The sequence below is a fragment of the Burkholderia sp. GW821-FHT14F03 genome (assembly GCF_058803765.1).
The window spans coordinates 85,367-105,969 of sequence record NZ_JBXAPG010000014.1; the positions used below are offsets into that span (position 1 = coordinate 85,367).

Sequence of the window (20,603 nt, forward strand, 5' to 3'; positions counted from 1 at the left end):
GGATGCGCGGCGCGGCGTCAGCCGCGCGCGTCGACGCGCGCCGCGGGCTCGCCGTGCACGCGGCGGCGCGCGCCCGGATGGGTCGCGGCGAGCCGCGCGCCCGCACCGTGCAGCTTCTCGCGCAGCGTGCCCGGCGCGTATTCGGTCTGGTAGACGCCGCGCCGCTGCAACTCCGGCACGACGAGCTCGACCACGTCGACGAAGGTCTCGGGCGTCACCGCATACGCGAGGTTGAACCCGTCGACGCCGGTTTCGTCGACCCACGACTGGAGATCGTCGGCGATCTCGCGCGGATCGCCGACCGACACCGGGCCCAGCCCGCCGATGCCGCCCCAGCGCGCGATCTCGCGCACCGTCCAGGTGCGGGTCGGATCGGCGCTCGACAGCGCCTCGACGGCCGACTGGATCGCATTGCTGTCGACATGCCGCAGCGGCTCGTCGAGCGCGTACTTCGACAGGTCGATCCCGGTCCAGCCCGACATCAGCGCGAGCGCGCCCTCGTCGCTCGCGTAGCGGCGATAGTCGGCGTGCTTCGCGTGCGCCTCGGTCGAGGTGGGCGCGGTGATCAGCGTGTGCAGGTTGAAGATCAGCACGTCGTGCGGATCGCGGCCGAAGCGCCGCACGCGCTCGCGGATGTCGGCCACGAACGCCTTCAGGATCGTGCGCGACGGCGCGGCGACGAAGATGCATTCCGCGTGCTGGGCGGCGAAATCCTTGCCGCGCCGGGATGCGCCCGCCTGATAAAGCACCGGCGTGCGCTGCGGCGACGGCTCGCACAGATGGATGCCGGGCACGTCGAAATGCACGCCGTGATGGCCGATCGGATGCACCTTCGACGGTTCGATGAACTGGCGGCGCACGGGATCGCGCACCACGGCGTCGTCCTCCCACGAGCCTTCCCACAGCTTGTAGCAGACGTCCAGATACTCCTCGGCGAGCGCGTAGCGCGCGTCATGGTCGACCTGGCTCGGCAGCCCGAGGTTGCGCGCCGCGCTGTCGAGATAGGACGTCACGACGTTCCAGCCCACCCGCCCGTCGGTCAGGTGGTCGAGCGTGGACATGCGCCGCGCGAACGGATACGGATGCTCGTACGACAGCGAGCAGGTGATGCCAAAGCCGAGATCCCGGGTGACCGCCGCCATCGCCGAGACGAGCAGGATCGGATCGTTGACGGGCACCTGCGCGCCCTGCCGGAGCGCCGCTTCGCCCCTGCCCTGGTAGACGTCGTAGATACCGAGCACGTCGGCGATGAACAGGCCGTCGAACCTGCCGCGCTCGAGCAGCTGCGCGAGCTCGGTCCAATAGCCGAGCTGCCGGTAGCGCCATGACTGGTCGCGCGGATGCACCCACAGGCCGGGCGACTGGTGCCCGACGCAGTTCATGTCGAAGGCGTTGAAACGGATCGGACGGGTCATCTTCTGGGTTCTCCCGGCGGCGGCCGCGCTGCGCCTACAGCGCGCCGTGACGCGGCGGCAAGGCGTCGTTCAGGTAGTAGTTGGCGATCGCGACGTACTTCCAGCGCACCGGATCGTGCAGCGTGTGCGTGCGCGCGTTGCGCCAGTGGCGGTCGAGCGCGTGCTCCGCGAGCACGGCCTGCGTGCCCGCGAGTTCGAGCAGCCGCGACGACGCCTGCAGCGCGATCCCGGTGGTCGCCGCGCGCGCCTTGGCGACTGCGATCGACGCGGCCGCGACCGTGTCCGCGGTCGCGTCGGCGATCGCCGCGTCGACCCGCCGGCCCGCGCGCTCCGTGAGCGCATCCGCCGCGTCGAGATCCAGCGCGAGCTTGCCGAACAGCTCAAGCGTGAGCGGGTCGTCGCTCGCGCGCTCGACGCCGCTGTCGATCCACGGCCGCGAGCGCTCGCGCACGAAGCGCCGCGCATCGGCGAACGCCGCGCGCGCGATGCCGAGATCGACGGCCGCGTGCAGCAGCTGGCCGAGCGGACCGACGGGCGTCGGCTTCTGATCGAAGGCCGCGCTGTACGGCACGACCGCCGAGGCATCCACGTAGACGTTGTCGATCCGCGTGGTGCCGCTGCCCGTGGTGCGCTGGCCGAAGCCGCTCCAGTCGTCCTCGACCGTGAGCCCGGGGGCGCGCGCCGAGGCGAACGCGACATGCAGCGCATCGTGCGCGTCCTTCGCGACCACCGGAATCCAGTGCGCGAACAGCGCGCCCGTCGAATAGAACTTCTGCCCATTCAGGCGGAAGCCCTCACCGTCCGGCGTGATCGTCGTGCGGTAGTCGCGCACGGTCTTCGTGCCGCGCTCGGACAGCGCGTTGCCGAAACGCTCGCCGGCCAGCGCGCGTTCGAAATAGAAGCGCTGCTGCTCGGGCGTGCCGTTCACGCGCAGCACTTCGAGCATGTAGAAATGATTCTGCGGAATCTGGCCAATCGCGGGATCGGCGGCCGACACGCGCGCCGTCACTTCCGCGAGCGTGGCCGCCGACACGCCCGCGCCGCCGAATGCGCGCGGCACCGCGATACCCCACAGGCCGGTCGCGGAATAGGCGTCCAGCTCGTCGTGCGGCAGGCGGCGCGTCCGGTCGCGCTCCGCCGCGCCGTCCGCGATCGAATCGGCGAAGGCGCGCGCCGCGTCGAGGGCCTCCTGATCCGATGCGATGCGGTGCGCGCCCGCCGCGGCGGGCGCATGGACAAAAGCATTCATCGATTCAGTTCCAGGGGTGACGCGCGGGCTTCACGCCGTTCAGGTAGTAGTTGCCGACCAGGTGATACTTCCAGCGCACCGGGTCGTGCAGCGTATGCGTGCGCGCGTTGCGCCAGTGCCGGTCGAGGCCGTGCTCCGCGAGCGTCGCCTGGGTGCCGGCCAGTTCGAGCAGCTTCTCGCTCGCGAGCAGCGCGATCTCGGTCGTCAACACCTTCGCCTCGCCGACCGCCACCGACGCGCGCGCGACGTCGTCCTCGTCGATCGCCGGCTGCGCGGCGATCGCATCGAGCGTGCGCGCCGCGCGTTCGAGCAGGGCGTCGGCCGCGTGCAGCTGGATGAACAGGCGCCCGGTCTCGCGGATCGTGAGCGGATCGTCGCTCGCGCGCTCGACCCCGCTGTCGATCCACGGCCGCGACCGCTCGCGCACGAAGCGCAGCGTATCGTCCAGCGCGGCGTGCGCGATGCCCGCGTCGATGGCGGCCTGGATGATCTGCGAGATCGGCCCGTTCAAGGTCGGCAGGTCCGACACGCGATGCGCGGGAAACACGTGCGACGCCGGCACGCGCACCGCGTCGAGCCGCACCGTGCCGCTCGCCGTGGTGCGCTGGCCGAAGCCCGACCAGTCGTCGATCACGCTCAAGCCCGGCGTGCCGGCCGGAATATAGGCGAGCCAGCCCTTGCGATCCGCATCGAGCCCGAGCACCGGCACGTAGTGCGCGAACAGCGCGCCCGTCGAGTAGAACTTCGCGCCGTCGACCCGGTAATCGTCGCCGTCGCGCGTCACCGTCGTCTTCAGGTCGAGCACGTTGCGGGTGCCCTTCTCCGAGAAGCCGTTGCCGAAACGCTTGCCCTTCAGGATCTCGCCGAAGAAAAAGCGCTGCTGCGCCGCGCTGCCCGTCAGCGCGATCACGTCGACCAGGCCGAAGTGATTCTGCGGCAGCTGCCCGAGCGAGGGGTCGGCCGCCGAAATGATCTTCACGACCTCGACGAGGGTCGCGTACGATGCGCCCGCGCCGCCATGAGCCTTCGGCACCGTGATGCCCCACAGCCCCGCTTGCGAGAACCAGTCGATTTCCACGTATGGCAGGCGGCGCTCGCGGTCGCGCTCGATCGCGCCCGCCGCGAGGCGCGCGGCGAGGTCGCGCGCGACCGCGAGCGCCTCGGCGTCGCTGCCGATCACGCGCGCGTCCTCCGTCACTGCATGCGGCGCGCGCGCCGCTTCGAGCGTTGCAGGCATCCCTTTCTCCCGTGGCTGGCACAAAGGATCAATCTATCAACCGCGCGCGGCAGGCCAAACCGATGGATTGTGCGAACCTTATTCCCGCCTGGAAATTGCGCGTCGGCGCCCCGCCGTCAGCGCGTCGGGCGCGCGCCGATGCCGAACGTGAACGCGAGCGCGCACACGAGCAGCAGGCCCTTGATGAAATCCTGCATGTAGTACGGCGCATTCAGCATCGTCAGCCCGTTCAGCAGCACGCCGACGAAGACCGCGCCGAGCACCGTGCCCGCGACGTTCGGCCGCTTCGCGCCCCAGGCCGCATAGCCGATCAGCGACGCCGCGACGGCATCGAGCAGCAGCGCATGGCCCGCGCTCGCGTCGCCGCGCCCGACGCGTGCGGCGATCAGCACGCCGCCGAACGCCGCGAGCGCGCCCGAGGCCGCGTACGCGATCAGCCGGTAACGCGTGGTCGGCGCGCCCGCGAGACGCGCGGCCGTCTCGTTGCCGCCGATCGCATACAGCACGCGGCCGAAACGGGTCGCCTCCGTCGCGACGCAGGCGACCACCGTCACGGCGGCGAGCGCGAGCACCGGCAGCGGCACGAGGTCGAACAGCCGCAGGCGGCCAAGCGCGAGGAAGGCGTCCGGGAACACGCCGGTCGCCTCCGTGCCGTCGGGCAGCACCGCGCCGGTCGACAGCGAGCGCCCGCCCGTCGGAATCAATTGCAGGCCGGCCAGCAGGAACAGCGTGCCGAGCGTCGCGAGCGGGTCCGGCACCCGCAGCCGCGCGATCAGGACGCCGTTGAAGAGGCCCGCGGCCACGCCGAGCACGAGGCAGGCGGCCACCGCCAGCGCCGCGCTGCCGTGCCAGACCACCAGCACGTAGCTCGCCGCCATCTGCGCGCAGGCGGCCACGCTGCCGACCGACAGGTCGAAACCGCCGACGGCGAGCGTGATGGTCACGCCGATGCCGAGCAGCGCGACGATCGATACCGCCTGCAGGATGCTGAACAGGTTGTCCACCTGCAGGAACGCGGGCTCGCGCAGCGCGAAGCCGACGATCAGCGCGGCGAGCACGAGCACGATGCCGAGCCGCTCGGCCCGGGCGCGCAGGCCGGGCCGGACGTCGAGGGGCGGCGCATCGGGCGCGGCGGCGGAAGCAGCTGAACGTTTCATGCGAGCGGCGGCCCGGGAATCAAGCGGTGGACAGGATGGTGCGGTACGAATCGCGTACGCGGCCGTCACGCGCGCGTGGCGCCGCGAGCGGACAAGAACCGGCGCACGCCCGTCAACCCAGCACGGGATAACCTTGCGCCGCCGCTTCGCGTTCGAAGCGTTCGATCGGCGCGTAGTCGTTCCATCCGAGCGCGTCGAAGCCGCGCAGCCTCAGCGCGCGGGCGCGCTCGGGATCGGCGGCCAGCGCGCCGTCGAGCGCCCGGCGCAGGGCGTCGGCCCACGCCGCGTCGAGCGCGCGCGAGGCGACGAACGGCAAGCCCGGCGCACGCGCCGTCGCGCCGATCACGCGCACGTCGCGCAACGCGTCGAGCCCGGCATCGCGCGCATAGGCCCAGGTCACGCAGTCGATCGACGCGCAATCGGCCTGCCCCGCGCTCAGCGCGCGCAGCACGTTCAGATGCGAGCCCAGCGCCGTCGCCGACGCGAAGAAGCGGCCCCCGCGCGCGTGCGGCGCGACCGCGTGCCGGAAGGCGTTCATCCCGCTGTGCGAGGTGTCTTCGTTATATGCGGCGCGAAGGCCGCGGCACGCGGCGAGCGTGGTCGCACCCGCCTCATGCGCGGCCGCCGAGACGACGAGCACGCTCGAATAGGTCGCGTCGACGCAGCCGTCGACGGCGAAGATGGGCGTCGCGATCGGCTGCACGTGGTCGGCCAACCCCAGCATTCGATAGGGATAGCCGCAGGTTTGCGACAGCAGCAGGTCGGGACGGCGCCAGAGCGAGCGCAGGTCGTCGAAGGGCTCGTCCGGGACGGTAACGTCGGCGGGACCGCCCGCGCGGGCGAACGCGTCGAGCGCATCGGCCAGCAACGCGCGCCACAGCGCGGCAAGCGGCGCGCTCACGTTGTACATCGGCAGCGCGGCGACCCAGCGGCTCATGCGCCTGTGCGCCGGCGCGCGGCGGAACCGGGTATGCGGTCGGCGCGCGGCGCGCGAGCCGTCGACCGCGCGCCACCGCACCGCACCGCGCCGCCGGCGGCGTCTCGCGGATGAGCCGCGTCCGGCGCGGCGTTCGTCGGGGCGAACAGCGATCCTTTCATTGACGTATCGGAATAAGCAGACGAGACGATCCGCTACCGCGGATGAAGGCCCGACTATAGGCGCGGCGCAGGCGCGCGCCAACCAATGATTTCAGCATTGGTTTCCCGCCCCCGGCGAAAAGCCGCGCGGGGCAGATAAGCAAATGCGAATCGATTGTTTGCCGGCCCGGGAAGGGTTCGATAGATTTTCCGTTCCAACAGACGCGTCGCGCCAGCCGTCGCGATCGTCTGCACTGCAATGTATCGGACTGGAACACCCGTCGCCCATGAACCCCCTCGGATCGCTTCGCCCGACCGATTGTGCGTCGCCCGCGGCCCTGGCCCTGGCGACGGCGCTCGCGCCCTGCTGGATCACCGTCTGGCCGCCGCGCTCGACCGGGTGCGATTCATGGGGCGCGCGCCTCGATCGCCGGCCCGATGCGCGTCGAAGCGCAGGCGATCCGACGGCCCATCCGCGCGGCGGCGCTTCGCTCTCCCGCCCGCGCACGACCATCGATACCGCGCCGAGCAGGCCGGATCCCGCCTGCTCGGACGCGACACCCGACGCGCCCGGCTAGCGGCCCATCCGCACATCGCCTTCCTCGACATCCCCGCCCACCTCCAGCCGGCGCATGGCGACCGGCTGCCCCGCTTCGCACCATGGCCGAATACTTCGACGTCGATCACCTGCACGCGATCCGCGCGCTCGACACCCGTCTCGCCGCGCGCACCGAGTGGCCCACCTGGCTGCTGATCGCCGTCATCTACGGCGGCTGGATCGGCATCCTGCTGCTGGTGCGCGCCCACCGCCTGCCGCTCGCGGCCGCCACGCCGCCGCTGATCGTGCTGGGCGCCTGGCACATGTCGTTGCAGCACGAGCTGATGCATGGCCACCCGACCCGCTTCGCATGGTTCAACCAGTTGCTCGGCTATCCGCCGCTCGCGATCTGGTATCCGTACGCGCTGTATCGCGACTCGCACCTCGAACACCATCGCGACGAGGATCTGACCCGGCCCGGCGTCGATCCGGAAAGCAATTACCTGTCGCACGAACGCTGGGCGACGTTGCCGGGCTGGCAGCGTCGGCTGTGGCTCGCGCGCAAGACCTTCGTCGGTCGGCTCGTCGTCGGGCCGCCGCTCGACGTCGTCACGATGCTCGCGGCGGCCGCCCGCCGTATCGCGCGCGGCGATCTGCGCGCCGTGCCGATGTGGCTCGCGCATGCCGCCTGCGTGAGCGCGCTGCTCGCGGGCGTGCATCGTCTGATCGGCATCCCCTGGTGGTACTACCTGCTGGCCGTGACGTGGCCCGCGCTGTCGCTCGCGGCGATCCGTTCGCTGTACGAGCACCGCGCCGCCCCGCATTCGAAAGCGCGCATCGCCATCAACGAAGCCGGCTTCGTGATGCGCCTGCTGTTCCTGAACAACAACTACCACCTCGTGCACCACGACCTGCCCCGCCTGCCGTGGTTCCACCTGCCGGCGGCGTACCGGATGCGGCGCGATGCGTATGCCGTGAAATGCGGGGGATTCGTGATCCGCGGCGGCTATGCGGAGCTGCTGCGCCGCCATGCGTGGCGACCGACCGACGCGCTGGTGCATCCGCTGCGGCATGGCAGCGTGCCGCTGTCGATGGGGAGGGGGAAAGTCGCCGCGGTCGACGAATGTCTGCAGATCAGCAGTTGATGATCCGCCGCGTCGATGCGCGGGATGCAACGACGGCGCATCCCGGTCACGTCCGGGACGCGAGCGGGCACGGCGGAGAGATTCGTGCGGCGAATCGCGCGGCAGATCGCCAAACGAAAAATCAGCGGACCGCGCGCGAAGCTTCCGCGCGGTCCGCATGCCTCAACGACGAGGCGGCGCCCAAGCACGGGCGGCCCGGTTGCGGGGCAAGCCGTCGATCAGGTCGCGACCGCGAGCAGGCGCAGGCTGACTTCTTGCCGCGACATCGCGCCGATTCGATCGATACGCTGCCGTCCCCGCATGCGTGACGACCTTATTTCACCCAGTGGCAGCTGCGATGGTGATGATGGTCGACATGACACTCGCGGTGCGAATGGGCTTCGGCGAGCGCCGGCGTGAGCACGACAAGCGCGACGATCGTCGCGGCCAGCGTTCTTGCGATGCGAATCATGACAATTCTCCGTGAAGGTTGGGCAGCCTGCCATCCAGCTGCTGTCTCGTTAACGCACGGGCCGCGCGATGCGTGTACCTCGCAACGCCTGTTTTAACGATGCTTAATGGTCGCCACAGTCTCCGAGGCGCGGAAAATCTCAATGCTTGACGAAAGCCTGACGGTATCGGCGGTGACGTACAGCGAAACGTAAGCAGTCCGTTCATAAAGCCCCGGAGAAGCGGCTTGCTTTCCCGGGGACGCGTCGACCTTGGGCAGCGGGACTGTGGAATCCAGAATGCCGTCCACTCTCGAAACGCCGCGCCTTGCACCTCATCGACCGGCATGAACACATCGTTCCAATCGAAATTCTGAACAATTGTCATTGATCGATGATCTGAAAATAAAACGATCAACAACACGAAACGCACACAAATCAAAACAAACACATTGAAATTATTCAATAACATTCGTGCAACTCAAACTTATTGAATGTCAATGAAGCGAATTCTGTCGATACTTTTGGCGGCATCCCTGGCGGGATGCTTCGGCATATCCGATCGCATCTCGACGATGCGTGTATTCGGAGGTCAGCCTGTCGAGAAGGCGTCCGTCCAGGTACGTGGCGGCCCGGTGCCGACCACGAGGGATGTTTTGGCGGCGCAGAAGCCGCTTCGCGTCAGCAAAATAAGAAATAATTCGCTGATTTGCTACGATTATCTCCTGAGCCCAAGAGAAGCCGGCGGTCAATCAAACTCCTCGACCAAAACGCAAAATTTCTATGTCGCCTTCAACCTGAAAAACGAAGTTGTCGACCGTGGATACATGGATTGCCACACTTTTGAAAAGAATCCCAACGCTCACTGGTGGGTCGAGTAACTGAACCTGTGCCGCATGCCTGCCATACCGGCAGGCATGCGGCGAGGCGCCTGGAAGTTCCCCCGCTGACAGGGGCATCGTTCAGCGATAGCGACGGGCCGGAACTGCTCATGCCCTTGGCGTCCGGCACGCACCGACTACAGCCCCCCACATCCCGATCTTGCGCGGAAACGCGCGAACGCCACGATTCAGGCGCCCTCGCACGTGTCGAGCATGATCTCGATGTCGCGTCGGAGGCCACGGAATCCGTATCCGGCAGCAGGACCACCTGATGTCGCAGCAGCCGGCTCGCCATCGGTTTCGTGCAGCCGGTTGTGAATCACCACAACCGGTCAGCGCTGCGCCGGCCGTGCGCCTACCTCCGCCTCACACCGCAGGAAGCCGGCTTCCTGCGTATCGGCCCGCACGCACATGAGCGGAACACAGCCGACGTCGGGGGCCGCGAAGGCGAACGGATCGCGCATCATCGGCGTGCTCATGCGCGGCGGCCGGCGCGGACCGCGTCGCCGACGGTCGGCGCCCTTCCCGACCGTCCGATTGAATTCGCCCCCCCGGCGAGCCATCGGCTGAAGCGCCCGCGAAACATGCCGATCGCCGGGTTACGACTCCACGCTTTCGCGCGTCCCGCGATCGAAGCGCACGACGCGATCGGCGAGCGCATGCGCCTCTTCCAGGTCGCTCATGAACACGAGCGTCGCGCGCGCGGCGGCTTCGCGGCGCAGCAAGGCGATCAGGTCGGCGCGCGCGCCCATGTCGATACCCTGGAACGGTTCGTCGAGCAGCAGCAACCGCGCGGGTTCCAGATGCCAGCGCGCGATCACCGCCTTTTGCTGGTTGCCGCCCGACAGCGTGCCGAGCCGATCGTCGGGGCCCGTGCAGCGAATCCCGAAACGCGCGATCGCCGCGCGGGCGGCGGCGCGTTCGCGGGACCGGCGCACGAGTCCGGCCGGAAACCAGCGCGCGAGGAACGGCAGGCTCAAGGTGCCCGCGAGCGTCGCGCACGGCGTGCCGTCCGGAAACAGCGACGCGCGCCAGCGATCCTCGCCGGCAAGGAACACGCCGCCGCGAATCGCGTCGGCGGGCGAGCGCGGACGCCACGGCGCGCCGTCGAGCCGCATGTCGCCCTCGACGAGCCGCCCCGCGCCGAAGATCGCGTGCGCGAGCCGCGACTTGCCCCCGCCCACCGGCCCCACGAGCGCGACGATCTCGCCGCGCCGCACCGCGAGATCGAACGGCGCGCTGTGCGGATACACGCGCAGCCCGCTCGCGTGGAAACCGTCGCCGGGCGCCGCGCGCTCATCGCGCGGATCGGATTCATCGTCGCGCCCGGGTTTCGCCGCGCGCGGCAGCGTACGACCGATCATCGTATCGATGGCTGCATCGAAATCGAACGGCGGCGACGGGGTCGAAACGATCCGGCCGTCGCGCAGGATCGCGACGCGATCCGCGATGCGCCGCACATCGTGTGTGCGATGCGACACGAGCAGGATCGCGACGCCATCGGCGCGCAGGCGGTCGACCAGGACGAACAGGCGCTCCGCCTCGGACGCGGACAGGCTCGCCGTGGGTTCGTCGAGGATCAGCAGCGCCGGCTGATGCGCCAGCGCGCGCGCAATCACCACGCGCTGCTGCGCCGCCAGCGGCAGCGACCCGAGCGGCGCGCGCAGATCCACCGCGAGCCCGACCCGCTGCGCGAGCGGCGCGGCGGCGCGCAGGCGCGCCGCGGGCGTGACGAACCCGCCCGCCGGCGACGTGCACAGGCTGTCGAGCAGCAGATTGTCGGCGACCGACAGCGTCGGCACGACCGTGTCCGCGATCGATTGATGCACGGTGGCGACGCCCGCGCGCTGCGCGTGCCGCGGCGAAGCGGGCGCATAGTGTGCACCGCGCAAGACGAGCGCGCCCGCGTCGGCGGCCAGCACGCCGCTCGCGATCTTGACGAAGGTCGACTTGCCTGCGCCGTTCGCGCCCATCAGCGCGACGGCCTCGCCCGCGCACAGCGACAAATCGACGCGCGCGAGCGCGACCGTCGCCCCGAAACGCTTCGCGACCCCACGGACGGAAAACACGACGGACGACATCGGCGAGCCTCGCGACGGAAAGCAGAGCGCGATCCTAGCGAGCGCGGCGGGACCGGCGAACCAAGCGTTGCTCATATGCATATGCGACGAAATGCGCATGACGTTATTGCGCAGCGCATCTTGCGTTCCGCCCGAAGCTTTCTAGACTGAATGGATCGGCACCATGACGTCTTTCCTACAGGAGACTACGCAATGCGCCTCACCATCAAGATCGATCGACGCGATCAGGCGATGAAACAATCGTTCGCGGTGTTGTGGCTGGATACGGAAGAACAACTGTGGTCCAGGGAGGCCCACCAGGGCATCGATCTCCCGACCTGGGGCAAGGTCAAGGACGTCGAGGGCGCGATCGCGCTGTGCTCGGCGGACAGCGGCGAAGCGGTCTGCCGCCTGCAAGGCCTGTCATTCGACGACATCGCGGCGGTGGCGTGGCAGGGGCGCGGCAAGGCCGTCCTCGCTCGCCAGCAGGCCGATGGCGACTGGCGGCTGCAAGCCGTCGAAACCGGCACCGTGCAGCCGGAAACGCGCGGCTTCACCGTCGTGCGCTGAAACACCGCGCGCCGTCCACGCGGCGCGCATTCGATCCCGCGCCATACATCGCGCGAAACGCAAACGGCGCGATAGAACCGGTTCCGAGCGGCAGTCGCGGGATACTCGCCCATCCAAAGCCGACGCTCCCGCCCGCGCGGGTTCTTCCCCGATGAACCATCGCATGACGCCACCGCGGCTGGCCGCACGTGGCAACATTTCATGCGTGCGCGGTTTCCCGCGACTTCCTTCTCGTCCACGATCGCACCGCCTCGCGCGAAAGTCCCTGTGCGCCCGACGGTCCCCGACACACGCCGACGTGGGGCCTCCATTCGAGTATCGTTCGCCGACGGGCACCGTGCATCGCGCGCGGCATCACAATTCGCCAGCATGATCGTCTGATTAAGTTGCTGTTAAGGCGACGTGCGTCTCTCTATGCTCGTGGGTGTCGCGATTGTTGCGGTACATCGGGGCCGGACCAGGACCGGCCGCGCGATCCGCCGATCCCGGCGCGGGATCCATTGTCACAGGGAGTGAACCGACCTGACGAGCATATTCAGGAAGATCATCGAAGGTGCGTGGCTGTTGAGCGCGGCCGCGGCGCTGTCCGCCCATGCCGTAACGGGCGCGGCCGTTGCCACCGGCAAGCGGGAAGTCCTGTTGCAGGCGCAGCAATCCTGGAACGGCCTGACCTGCCCGCACTATCCGACCGGCCGGCCCGAAATCACGATGATCCGTCTGACGATCGCCCCGCATGCCGCGTTGCCGTGGCATACGCATCCGGTGATCAATGCAGGTTACGTACTGTCCGGGACACTGACCTTGCATGACCGGGCGAGCGGCGCGACGCGCGTGTTTCACCAGGGCGACGCGTTCGCGGAGTCGATCGACGCCGAGCATCGCGGCGAATCGGGCGACGAGCCGACGGTCCTGCGGCTGACCTACGCGGGCACGCCCGGCACGCCCACCTCCGTGCCGGCGGCCGGCGAGAAGCCGGAATACTGAGCGGGTCCGCGCGAGGGCGCGCGGCTGAACGGCGGGAGCCACCCGTTGAATCTCCGGCGAGGCGGGACAGGCCACGCAAGGCCCCTGCCCGCGCCGTTCGACAGAGGCGTCGGCTCTATCGAACGGCGTGCCCTTCTGGATGAGTTCGATCCGATAACCATCCGGGTCCTCGAGAAACGCGATCACCGTGCGGCCATGTTGCATCGGCCCCGCCTCGCGGACGACGCGGTGGCCAAGACGCTTCGCGTCGAGACACGTCGCGGCCGCATCGTCGACTTCAATCGCCACATCGCCGCAGGCATCGCCGCGCGCGTAGGCGTGCTTGTCCCAGTTGTAGGTCAGTTCGATCGCGGCTTCCTCGCGTTCGTCGCGACCCAGGGCGCGGAGGCGACGCTGATCGGCGGGCCGCAGCAAAGCGCCGAGGGCCTGCTCAAGGCCAACGGCGCCTGTCTCGCCGCACGCAACGGCTTGGTCGGCGGCACCGCGGCCGGCCCGAATCCGGTCCGCGCCGAGGCCTGCCCGACGCTCGCCCCGACTGAACGCGCCGGCGGCGGCGCGTTCAGTCGCGCGCTGTGGGTGCGGGCGGGCGACGGTACGGTCCAGACCAAGCACACCTATTGCCTGACCGCGCCGCAGGCCCGGATCGGCGGCCAGATCGTGCTCGAAACCTGCGTGAGCGGCGCACGCGCGCAGCAATGGCAGGTGGTGCGGCCGGCCGGCGCGAATGGCAACGCGCAGTTGGTGTCGAATCAGAACGGCCGCTGCCTGACGCACGCGGCGAACGGCGACCTGAGCCTGCAGCCATGCAACGCCGCCAACCAGATCTGGACGACCCCGGGCCGACGCTTCGCCTATTGAGGCGGTCCCGCCCGCCGCGTTCGCGTCAGGCCGCCTCGCCCGCCTGGCGCGAACGCCCGAACACATCGCAATCGCGCGGCGCGTCGCCGTAGGCGGGCAGGGTCACCCAGCCCCGGCGCACGCCCTCGTGCACGAAGCCGAGACGTTCGAGCACGCGCCTCGACCCGAGGTTGTCGACGTCGCAGAAGGTCCACAGGCGTTCGAGCGCGGCGCGGCGCCACAGCGCGCCCACCACCGCCCGCCCCGCCTCGGTCGCGAGCCCCCGCCCCCAGTACGCGCGGGCGAGGCCATAGTGGATCTCCGCCTGCGCCCCGTCCGGCATCGCGATGAACACGCCGATCGGGCCGTCGTCGTCGCGGCGCGCGACGACCCAGCCGAACGGCCCGTCCGGATTGCGCCACGCGGCGTCGAACCAGCCGGCCAGCATCGCGCCCGTCTGCCCGACCCGCGCGTGCGGCTTGCGCCGCAGGAAGCGCGCGCATTCGGGATCGCCCGTGTAATCGAGAAACAAGGGCAAGGCGTCGTCGTCCCGCGCCCGGCGCAGCACGAGCCGCTCGGTGCGCAGTTCGACCCGCTCCGGTGCGTTCGTCATGCGCTCACTCGCCCATCACCGCTTCGCGGCGCCGCAGTTGCACGACGTCGCGCAGCGGCGGCGCGCCGAACAGCCGGCTGTACTCGCGGCTGAACTGCGAGGGACTGTCGTAGCCGACCTGCAGCGCGATCGAGCCGACATCCCCGCTTTGCTGGAGCAGGCGCCGGCGCGCCTCGTGCAGACGCAGCTGCTTCTGGTACTGCAAGGGGCTCAGCGTCGTGAAGTTCTTGAAATGATGGTGCAGCGACGACACGCTCATGTTGACCGTGTGCGCGAGCGCCTCGACGCGCAGCGGCTCGGCGTAATGGTCGCGGATCCACTCGATCGCGCGCGCGATCCGGTACGACTGGCTGCCCGCCACCGCGAGGTGGCGCAGCCGCTCGCCCTGCTCGCTCGTCATCAGCCGGTAGAGCAGCTCCTTTTCGATCAGCGGTGCAAGAATGGGTATGTCGCGCGGAGTATCGAGCAAGCGCACGAGCCGCAGCGCGGCGTCGAACAGCGGCATCGACAGCGCCCCCGTCGAGATGCCTTCGCCCGCCGGCACCAGGTCCGGGTCCGGCTGCCTCAGCTCGGCGGCCAGCTCGACGATGCGGCGCGGATCGAGCGCCAGCTTCAGGCACAGATAGGGCGCGTCCGGCGAGGCCTCGACGACCCGCGACAGCATCGGCAGGTCGACCGAGGTGACGAGCGAGCGCAGATGGTCGTAGCGGTACGCCTGCCCCGCCACCGTCACCTCCTTCGCGCCCTGCGCGGCGAACACGAAGGCCGCGCGCGACACGCTGCAGCCGAGATCGACGGGCGCCGAGCAGCGGTAGAACGACAGCGCCGGAATCGCGCTCTGGTAGCGGCCGTCGACCGGCAGGAAACGGCCGATCAGCGCGGCCAGTTCGCGGCGCGCCGCCTCGCGCCGCCCCATCATGTCAATAACCGACAGTGCTTGTTCCATCGCAGTCCCCCCGCATCAGCGGATCCGAGCATACCGAAGCGCGGCCGCCGCGCCGAAGCCGGCCGCCGTGATTTGCAGGATTGTTCAATATTTTTGCAGGATTGTGTACGCGCGCGCGACGCCGGCCGCGCACACTGCCGCGTAGCGGCCGGCGTCCGACCGGCCCTCGTCCCCCTGGAGAACCCATGGCCACCACGTTTGTCCTGAACGGCACGTCCGTCACGCTCGATGCCGATCCCACCATGCCGCTGCTCTGGGCGATCCGCGAGCAGGCCGGCCTGCACGGCACCAAGTTCGGTTGCGGCGCCGCGCAGTGCGGCGCCTGCACGGTGCACCTGGAGGGCCAGGCGACCCGCTCGTGCGTGCTGCCGCTCGCCGCGATCGCCGGCAAGCGCATCACCACCATCGAAGGCTTGAAGAGCCGCCCCGCGCAAGCCGTCCAGGCCGCCTGGGTCAAGCTGCAGGTGCCGCAGTGCGGCTACTGCCAGTCCGGCCAGATCATGTCGGCCACCGCGCTGCTCGAACAGAATCCCGCGCCGTCCGACGCCGACATCGATGCCGCGATGAACGGCAATCTGTGCCGCTGCGCGACCTACGCGCGGATCCGCGCCGCGATCCACGACGCCGCCGCCACGCTGAGGGCCTGAGCCATGTCCAGTCAACTCACTCCTTCGCGCCGCACCTTCCTGAAAGCCGCGGGCGCCAGCGCTGCGGTCGGCCTCACGATCGGATTCAACTGGCCCGTCGGGATCCGCCGCGCGCTCGCGGCGGACGCGCCCGCCGCCGCGTTCGCGCCGAACGCCTTCCTGCGCGTGACGCCCGACAACCGCGTCACCGTCATCGCCAAGCACGTGGAAATGGGCCAGGGCGCCTATACCGGCCTCGCGACGATCGTCGCGGAGGAACTGGACGCGGACTGGCGCGACGTGGGCGTCGAAAGCGCGCCCGCCGATGCGAGCCGCTACGCCAACCTGCAGTTCGGCACGGTCCAGGGCACCGGCGGCAGTTCATCGATGGCCAACTCCTGGACCCAGCTGCGCGAGGCCGGCGCCAAGGCCCGCGCGATGCTGGTGGCCGCCGCGGCCGCGCAATGGGGCGTCGATCCGACCACGCTGAGCACCCGCGACGGCCGCGTGATCGACGCCGTCCACCAGCGCGAGGCCACCTACGGTTCGCTCGCGACGGCGGCCGCGCGGCTGCCCGTGCCCGCGCACGTGACGCTGAAGTCGCCCGACGCGTTCCGGCTGATCGGCCGACGCCCGCCGCGCGTCGACGTCCCCGCGAAAACCGACGGCACCGCGCAGTTCACGCTCGACGTCACCTTCCCCGGCATGCGCGTCGCGCTGCTGCAGCGGCCGCCGCGCTTCGGCGCGACCGTGAAGTCGTTCGACCCGGCCGCCGCCCGCGCGGTGCCGGGCGTCGTCGCCGTGGTCCAGGTGCCGCGCGGCGTCGCGGTGGTGGCGACGGGCTTCTGGGCCGCCAAGCAGGGCCGCGACGCGCTCAAGGTCGAATGGGACGAGACGCAGGCGGAAACGCGCAGCTCGGACGCGATCGCCGCCGAGTATCGCCGGCTCGCCGCGCAGCCCGGCGCGTCCGCGCGTCGCGAGGGCGACTCGGCGCAGGCGCTGGCGGGCGCCGCGCGGCGGATCTCGGCGACCTACACGTTCCCGTATCTCGCGCACGCGCCGATGGAGCCGCTCGACGCCGTCGTCAAGCTCAGCGCGGAACACTGCGAGATCTGGGCCGGCGACCAGTTCCAGACCATCGACCAGGCGAACGCCGCGCGCGTCGCCGGGCTCAAGCCGGAGCAGGTGCAGATCCACACGCTGTACGCGGGCGGCAGCTTCGGCCGGCGCGCGAACGCGTGGTCCGACTACATCGTCGAGGCGGTGTCGATCGCGAAGGCGCTCGGCGCGGACGGCACGCCCGTCAAGCTGCAATGGACCCGCGAGGACGACCTGCACGGCGGCCTGTACCGGCCGATGTACGTCCATCGGATCGAGGCGGGGCTGACGGCCGACGGCAAGCTGAGCGCATGGCGGCACCGCATCGTCGGCCAGTCGATCATGGCGGGCACGCCGTTCGCGGGGCGGATCAAGGACGGCGTCGATCCGACCTCGGTCGAGGGCGCGGCGAACCTGCGCTACGCGATTCCGAACCTGTCGGTCGAGCTGACGACGACCCGCAGCCCGGTGCCCGTGCTGTGGTGGCGCGTGGTCGGCAGCTCGCACACCGCGTTCGCGGTCGAGGCCTTCATCGACGAAGCCGCTCACGCCGCGGCCAAGGATCCCTACGCGTTCCGCCGCGACCTGCTCGCGCAGGAACCGCGCATGCGGGCGGTGCTCGATCTCGCCGCGCGCGAGGCCGGCTGGGACCCGGCCCACCCGCTCCCGGCCGGGCGGGGGCGCGGCATCGCGGTCGCCGAGGCATTCAACAGCTTCGTCGCGCAGGTCGCCGAGGTGTCGGTCGACGCCGAAGGCAATGTGAAAGTCGAACGCGTGGTGTGCGCGGTCGACTGCGGCACGGCGATCAATCCCGACATCATCGCCGCGCAGATGGAGGGTGGGATCGGTTTCGGCCTCGGCGCGGCGCTGCACGGCGCGATCACGCTGAAGGACGGCAAGGTCGAGCAGAACAACTTCGACGGCTACCAGGTGCTGCGCTTCAACGAGATGCCGCGCGTCGAGGTGCATATCGTGCCGTCCGGCGAAGCGCCCACGGGCGTCGGCGAACCCGGCGTCGCGCCGATCGGCCCGGCCGTCGCGAACGCGGTGTTCGCCGCCACCGGCCGGCGCATCCACGCGCTGCCGTTCTCCGCGGCCGACCTCAAGCGGGCCTGATCCGCCCGCGCCACGCACGCCGGGCAGCCCTGCCCGGCGTGCGTGGCGCCGCGTGCTGCGCGCACGTTACGTCCCCCCGTTACGTCGACGTAACGCCGCCGTTCATGCTACGTAACACACCTTCAATTCGTTTCGAATTATTACGGCGCCGTCCCTTTACATCCCTCCCCACCTATTCCAAAGCCTTTCAATTCAAGGGCCCTGGCCTGCCGATTCGGACATTCCCTCTACTCCCCGCGAGCTGGCCCAACAATTGCACAGAGTTCCTCGTACCAATCGCAAATCAATCTACGTGTCGCGAGGACCATCATGGATTGCAAATACCTGTACATCGACAACATAAAAATCAACTTCGTGCGCCGCTGTATCGAGATCGACGGCCAGTTGATCTGCATGACGCCGCGCGAATTCGACGTCGTTGAATTCCTGCTCGACAACATGAACAAGATCGTGCCGCGCGCGGCGATCCAGGAAGCGGTCTGGGGGCGCGAGCTGGGCGTGTCGTCACGCACGCTCGACACGCACATCTCGCGGATCCGCGCCAAGCTCGAACTCGACAACGACAAGAACATGCGCATCATCCCGATCTACTCGGTCGGCTACCGCCTCGTGCTGTTCGGCGCGGCGATGACCCATACCGAGGATCACGACGAAACCAGCACGCCGCGCGCGACCGTCCATCACGAGATGGTCGCCGAATGGCACTGAGCGGCAAGGCCACCGCTCGGCCAACCTACGAGGAGGGACATCATGTGCCCATTGACGTTTCGCGCGCTTCTGGCGGGCATCGCCCGCCCGGACGGCCGACCCGCCGCCCGTCAGCCCGGCGCCGCGCGCCGCCCGGGTCGCCCGCACGCAGCGACCCGCCCCGCCGCCGGCCTGCGCCATGCACGGCCGACCCGCGCCCGCGCCGCGGCCTCGCCGCGCACGCTGCGCATCAGCCCGCCGCGGCACCCGATCGCCACGCCGTCCGACGGGCAGCCGTCGCGTTGACGGGAATCGCGCGCGGCGGATCGACGCCGCCGCGCATGCGACATCGGTGCGGCGCATGGTCGGGGGGAGTCCGCCCGGTATATCGCATGCCTGCCTGCGTCGTCGTCACCGGTTGCGCGCGGCGCGGCTCGCATTCGCATCCCCGGCGCAGCGTCGTTCATTGACCGGCAGCGGGCCTTCTGCGCATTGATCGAATTCCGTTTGAAGCAGTCGCGATGACCATGCGCGTCACGGTCGCGCGTGCCCTTGCATCAAGTCCGCACGCTTCCGGCATGCGCGAACGCCGTGCGCGCACTGGGGCCGGCTTCGGATTCCGGAGGTCGTCGGCACTCGCTGCGTCGGCGCGACCAGCCCACATGACCAGCACGATGCACTCGCTCAACACGCGCGGACGACGCACGCCGATCAACGTTCACGGCGCGCCGAATGCGCGACCGGCAACGGCGTGCGATGCGATCTCCTTCGTCTGCGTCATACCTCTCGCGTGCGCAACGTGAGCCACGTATCGCGTCCTGCTCCATTCATCCGATCGCGCGCCTCGATAAGCGTGCAAATACGCGTGAAATGACGGCCGGCTCGCGCACGCGTGCTTGAGCGCTTTCCCTTCAAGCTCGATGCGCTCTCCCGACATGCGGGGCGACAGGCTTCGAGCCACGCTCAAGGCACGCAAAACGTGCGGATCGGCAACAGCGTGCGTTGCGATCTCCATCGTCTGCGTCGTTCCTTTTTCATGCGCAGCGCGATCCACGCATCCTGTCCTGCTCCATTCATCCGATCGCGCGCCTCGACGCGCGAGCAAATGCCCACGACATGATGACCGGTTCGCACCTCGTCGTCTTCGCGCGCTTTCCATTCAATTACGGCGCGTTCTCCCGACGCGCAAGGACAACGAACTTCAACGAACGCTCACGACACGTCGTGACATGCGACCGACAACAACGTGCGTTGCGATTTCCATCGTCTGCTTCGCGCCTCTTGCGTATGCAAGCGTGAACGCATCACGTCCCGCGCCATTCATCCGATCGCACGCCTCGATGAGCGAGCAAATGCCCGCGACATGACGACCGGCTCGCACCATGTGGCCTTCATGCGCCTCCCATTCGATTACGATGCGTTCGCCCTACGCGTCAGGACGACGAACTTCGACGAACGCTCACGACATGCCGAACGTGCGACCGGCAACAGCGTGCGTTGCGATCTCCATCGTCTGCGCCATACCTCTCGCGCGCGCGGCGTGGTCCACGCATCACGTCCCGCGCCATTCATCCGACCGCACGCCTCGATGTGCGAACAAATGCCCGCGACATGAAGTCCGGCTCGCACACACGCGTCTTGACGCTTCCCATCCAATCACGATGCGCGCGACCGACAACAGCGTGCATCGCGATCTCCGTCGTCTGCATCGTGCCTCTCTCATACGCAGCGTGATCCACGCATCACGTCCCGCTCCATTCATCCGATCGCACGCCTCGATGTGCGAACAAATGCCCGCGACATGACGGCCGGCTCGCGCACACGCGCGCTTTGGTATTTTCCGTTCATCAACAATGCGCGCGATTTCGCCTCGTCGTTCAACCGATATGACGCACGCGCGGACGCATCGCCGCCACGCGTCACATTGCTCCGCGCCAGA

The 20,603-nt window shown here is 69.3% G+C and carries 19 protein-coding genes and 1 pseudogene; 9 read left to right on the forward strand and 11 right to left on the reverse strand.

Annotated features, from left to right (window positions below):
* Positions 1–17 precede the first annotated feature (17 nt).
* The 5 genes from AC1RQF_RS11880 to AC1RQF_RS11900 all read right to left on the reverse strand — a co-directional run bounded on the left by AC1RQF_RS11880 (position 18) and on the right by AC1RQF_RS11900 (position 5,995).
* Positions 18–1,415, reverse strand: coding sequence for an LLM class flavin-dependent oxidoreductase (locus AC1RQF_RS11880; RefSeq protein WP_492872113.1), 1,398 nt, complete (start codon positions 1,413–1,415; stop codon positions 18–20).
* A gap of 34 nt (positions 1,416–1,449) precedes the next feature.
* The gene (locus AC1RQF_RS11885; protein ID WP_492872114.1) at positions 1,450–2,664 is read right to left on the reverse strand and encodes an SfnB family sulfur acquisition oxidoreductase; all 1,215 of its coding nucleotides are present in this window, start codon (positions 2,662–2,664) and stop codon (positions 1,450–1,452) included.
* Between the two features lie 4 nt (positions 2,665–2,668).
* Entirely contained in the window at positions 2,669–3,901 is a 1,233-nt protein-coding gene (locus AC1RQF_RS11890; RefSeq protein WP_273998012.1) for an SfnB family sulfur acquisition oxidoreductase, read from the reverse strand.
* A gap of 116 nt (positions 3,902–4,017) precedes the next feature.
* Complete coding sequence (locus AC1RQF_RS11895) at positions 4,018–5,058, reverse strand: ABC transporter permease (RefSeq protein WP_492872115.1); 1,041 nt, start codon at positions 5,056–5,058, stop codon at positions 4,018–4,020.
* A 112-nt stretch (positions 5,059–5,170) separates the two neighbouring features.
* Positions 5,171–5,995 (reverse strand): phosphate/phosphite/phosphonate ABC transporter substrate-binding protein, encoded by an 825-nt coding sequence (locus AC1RQF_RS11900; protein ID WP_273998008.1) that lies wholly within the window; start codon positions 5,993–5,995, stop codon positions 5,171–5,173.
* 800 nt (positions 5,996–6,795) lie between these two features.
* On the opposite strand from AC1RQF_RS11900, the gene AC1RQF_RS11905 reads away from it, so the two are divergent.
* Together AC1RQF_RS11905 and AC1RQF_RS11910 are read left to right on the forward strand one after the other, a co-directional pair.
* Positions 6,796–7,818, forward strand: a complete 1,023-nt coding sequence (locus tag AC1RQF_RS11905) for a fatty acid desaturase (protein WP_273998007.1) — start codon at positions 6,796–6,798, stop codon at positions 7,816–7,818.
* Positions 7,797–8,126, forward strand: coding sequence for a hypothetical protein (locus AC1RQF_RS11910; protein WP_492872117.1), 330 nt, complete (start codon positions 7,797–7,799; stop codon positions 8,124–8,126). The genes AC1RQF_RS11905 and AC1RQF_RS11910 overlap by 22 nt, the downstream gene beginning before the upstream one ends.
* A gap of 5 nt (positions 8,127–8,131) precedes the next feature.
* On the opposite strand, the gene AC1RQF_RS11915 is transcribed toward AC1RQF_RS11910, so the two are convergent.
* Positions 8,132–8,269, reverse strand: a complete 138-nt coding sequence (locus AC1RQF_RS11915) for an HHHH-motif protein (protein WP_273998003.1) — start codon at positions 8,267–8,269, stop codon at positions 8,132–8,134.
* Positions 8,270–8,746: 477 nt separating this feature from the next.
* Here AC1RQF_RS11915 and AC1RQF_RS11920 point away from each other — a divergent pair, with 477 nt between their 5' ends.
* Positions 8,747–9,127 (forward strand): hypothetical protein, encoded by a 381-nt coding sequence (locus AC1RQF_RS11920; protein WP_273998001.1) that lies wholly within the window; start codon positions 8,747–8,749, stop codon positions 9,125–9,127.
* Positions 9,128–9,459: 332 nt separating this feature from the next.
* Here the strand turns inward: AC1RQF_RS11920 and AC1RQF_RS11925 are convergent, their stop codons facing one another.
* Both AC1RQF_RS11925 and AC1RQF_RS11930 read right to left on the reverse strand, forming a co-directional pair.
* On the reverse strand, positions 9,460–9,606 hold the full coding sequence (locus AC1RQF_RS11925) for a hypothetical protein (protein WP_273998000.1): 147 nt from the start codon (positions 9,604–9,606) through the stop codon (positions 9,460–9,462).
* 120 nt (positions 9,607–9,726) lie between these two features.
* Positions 9,727–11,208 (reverse strand): sugar ABC transporter ATP-binding protein, encoded by a 1,482-nt coding sequence (locus tag AC1RQF_RS11930; protein ID WP_273997999.1) that lies wholly within the window; start codon positions 11,206–11,208, stop codon positions 9,727–9,729.
* 192 nt (positions 11,209–11,400) lie between these two features.
* Between AC1RQF_RS11930 and AC1RQF_RS11935 the strand changes: the two genes are divergently transcribed.
* Both AC1RQF_RS11935 and AC1RQF_RS11940 read left to right on the forward strand, forming a co-directional pair.
* Positions 11,401–11,757: a DUF3564 family protein gene (locus AC1RQF_RS11935; RefSeq protein WP_273997997.1), complete on the forward strand. Its 357-nt coding sequence runs from the start codon at positions 11,401–11,403 to the stop codon at positions 11,755–11,757.
* 564 nt (positions 11,758–12,321) lie between these two features.
* The gene (locus tag AC1RQF_RS11940) at positions 12,322–12,741 is read left to right on the forward strand and encodes a cupin domain-containing protein (protein ID WP_492872118.1); all 420 of its coding nucleotides are present in this window, start codon (positions 12,322–12,324) and stop codon (positions 12,739–12,741) included.
* A 201-nt stretch (positions 12,742–12,942) separates the two neighbouring features.
* Here AC1RQF_RS11940 and AC1RQF_RS11945 read toward each other — a convergent pair.
* Positions 12,943–13,155, reverse strand: a pseudogene (locus AC1RQF_RS11945) (VOC family protein); the annotation flags it as partial.
* Between AC1RQF_RS11945 and AC1RQF_RS11950 the strand changes: the two are divergent.
* Complete coding sequence (locus AC1RQF_RS11950) at positions 13,060–13,599, forward strand: RICIN domain-containing protein (RefSeq protein WP_492872136.1); 540 nt, start codon at positions 13,060–13,062, stop codon at positions 13,597–13,599. The pseudogene AC1RQF_RS11945 and the gene AC1RQF_RS11950 sit on opposite strands and share 96 nt — an antisense overlap.
* A 25-nt stretch (positions 13,600–13,624) precedes the next feature.
* On the opposite strand, the gene AC1RQF_RS11955 is transcribed toward AC1RQF_RS11950, so the two are convergent.
* Both AC1RQF_RS11955 and AC1RQF_RS11960 read right to left on the reverse strand, forming a co-directional pair.
* The gene (locus AC1RQF_RS11955) at positions 13,625–14,191 is read right to left on the reverse strand and encodes a GNAT family N-acetyltransferase (RefSeq protein WP_492872119.1); all 567 of its coding nucleotides are present in this window, start codon (positions 14,189–14,191) and stop codon (positions 13,625–13,627) included.
* Positions 14,192–14,195: 4 nt separating this feature from the next.
* Positions 14,196–15,137, reverse strand: a complete 942-nt coding sequence (locus tag AC1RQF_RS11960; protein WP_273997992.1) for an AraC family transcriptional regulator — start codon at positions 15,135–15,137, stop codon at positions 14,196–14,198.
* A 185-nt stretch (positions 15,138–15,322) separates the two neighbouring features.
* Here AC1RQF_RS11960 and AC1RQF_RS11965 point away from each other — a divergent pair, with 185 nt between their 5' ends.
* From AC1RQF_RS11965 to AC1RQF_RS11975, 3 genes are all read left to right on the forward strand, one after another.
* Positions 15,323–15,784 (forward strand): (2Fe-2S)-binding protein, encoded by a 462-nt coding sequence (locus tag AC1RQF_RS11965; protein WP_273997990.1) that lies wholly within the window; start codon positions 15,323–15,325, stop codon positions 15,782–15,784.
* Between the two features lie 3 nt (positions 15,785–15,787).
* Positions 15,788–17,977 carry a xanthine dehydrogenase family protein molybdopterin-binding subunit gene (locus AC1RQF_RS11970; RefSeq protein WP_492872120.1) on the forward strand — a complete coding sequence of 730 codons (2,190 nt, stop codon included), beginning with the start codon at positions 15,788–15,790 and terminating at the stop codon, positions 17,975–17,977.
* Positions 17,978–18,286: 309 nt separating this feature from the next.
* Positions 18,287–18,685 carry a winged helix-turn-helix domain-containing protein gene (locus AC1RQF_RS11975; RefSeq protein WP_273997988.1) on the forward strand — a complete coding sequence of 133 codons (399 nt, stop codon included), beginning with the start codon at positions 18,287–18,289 and terminating at the stop codon, positions 18,683–18,685.
* The last annotated feature ends 1,918 nt before the right edge of the window (positions 18,686–20,603 follow it).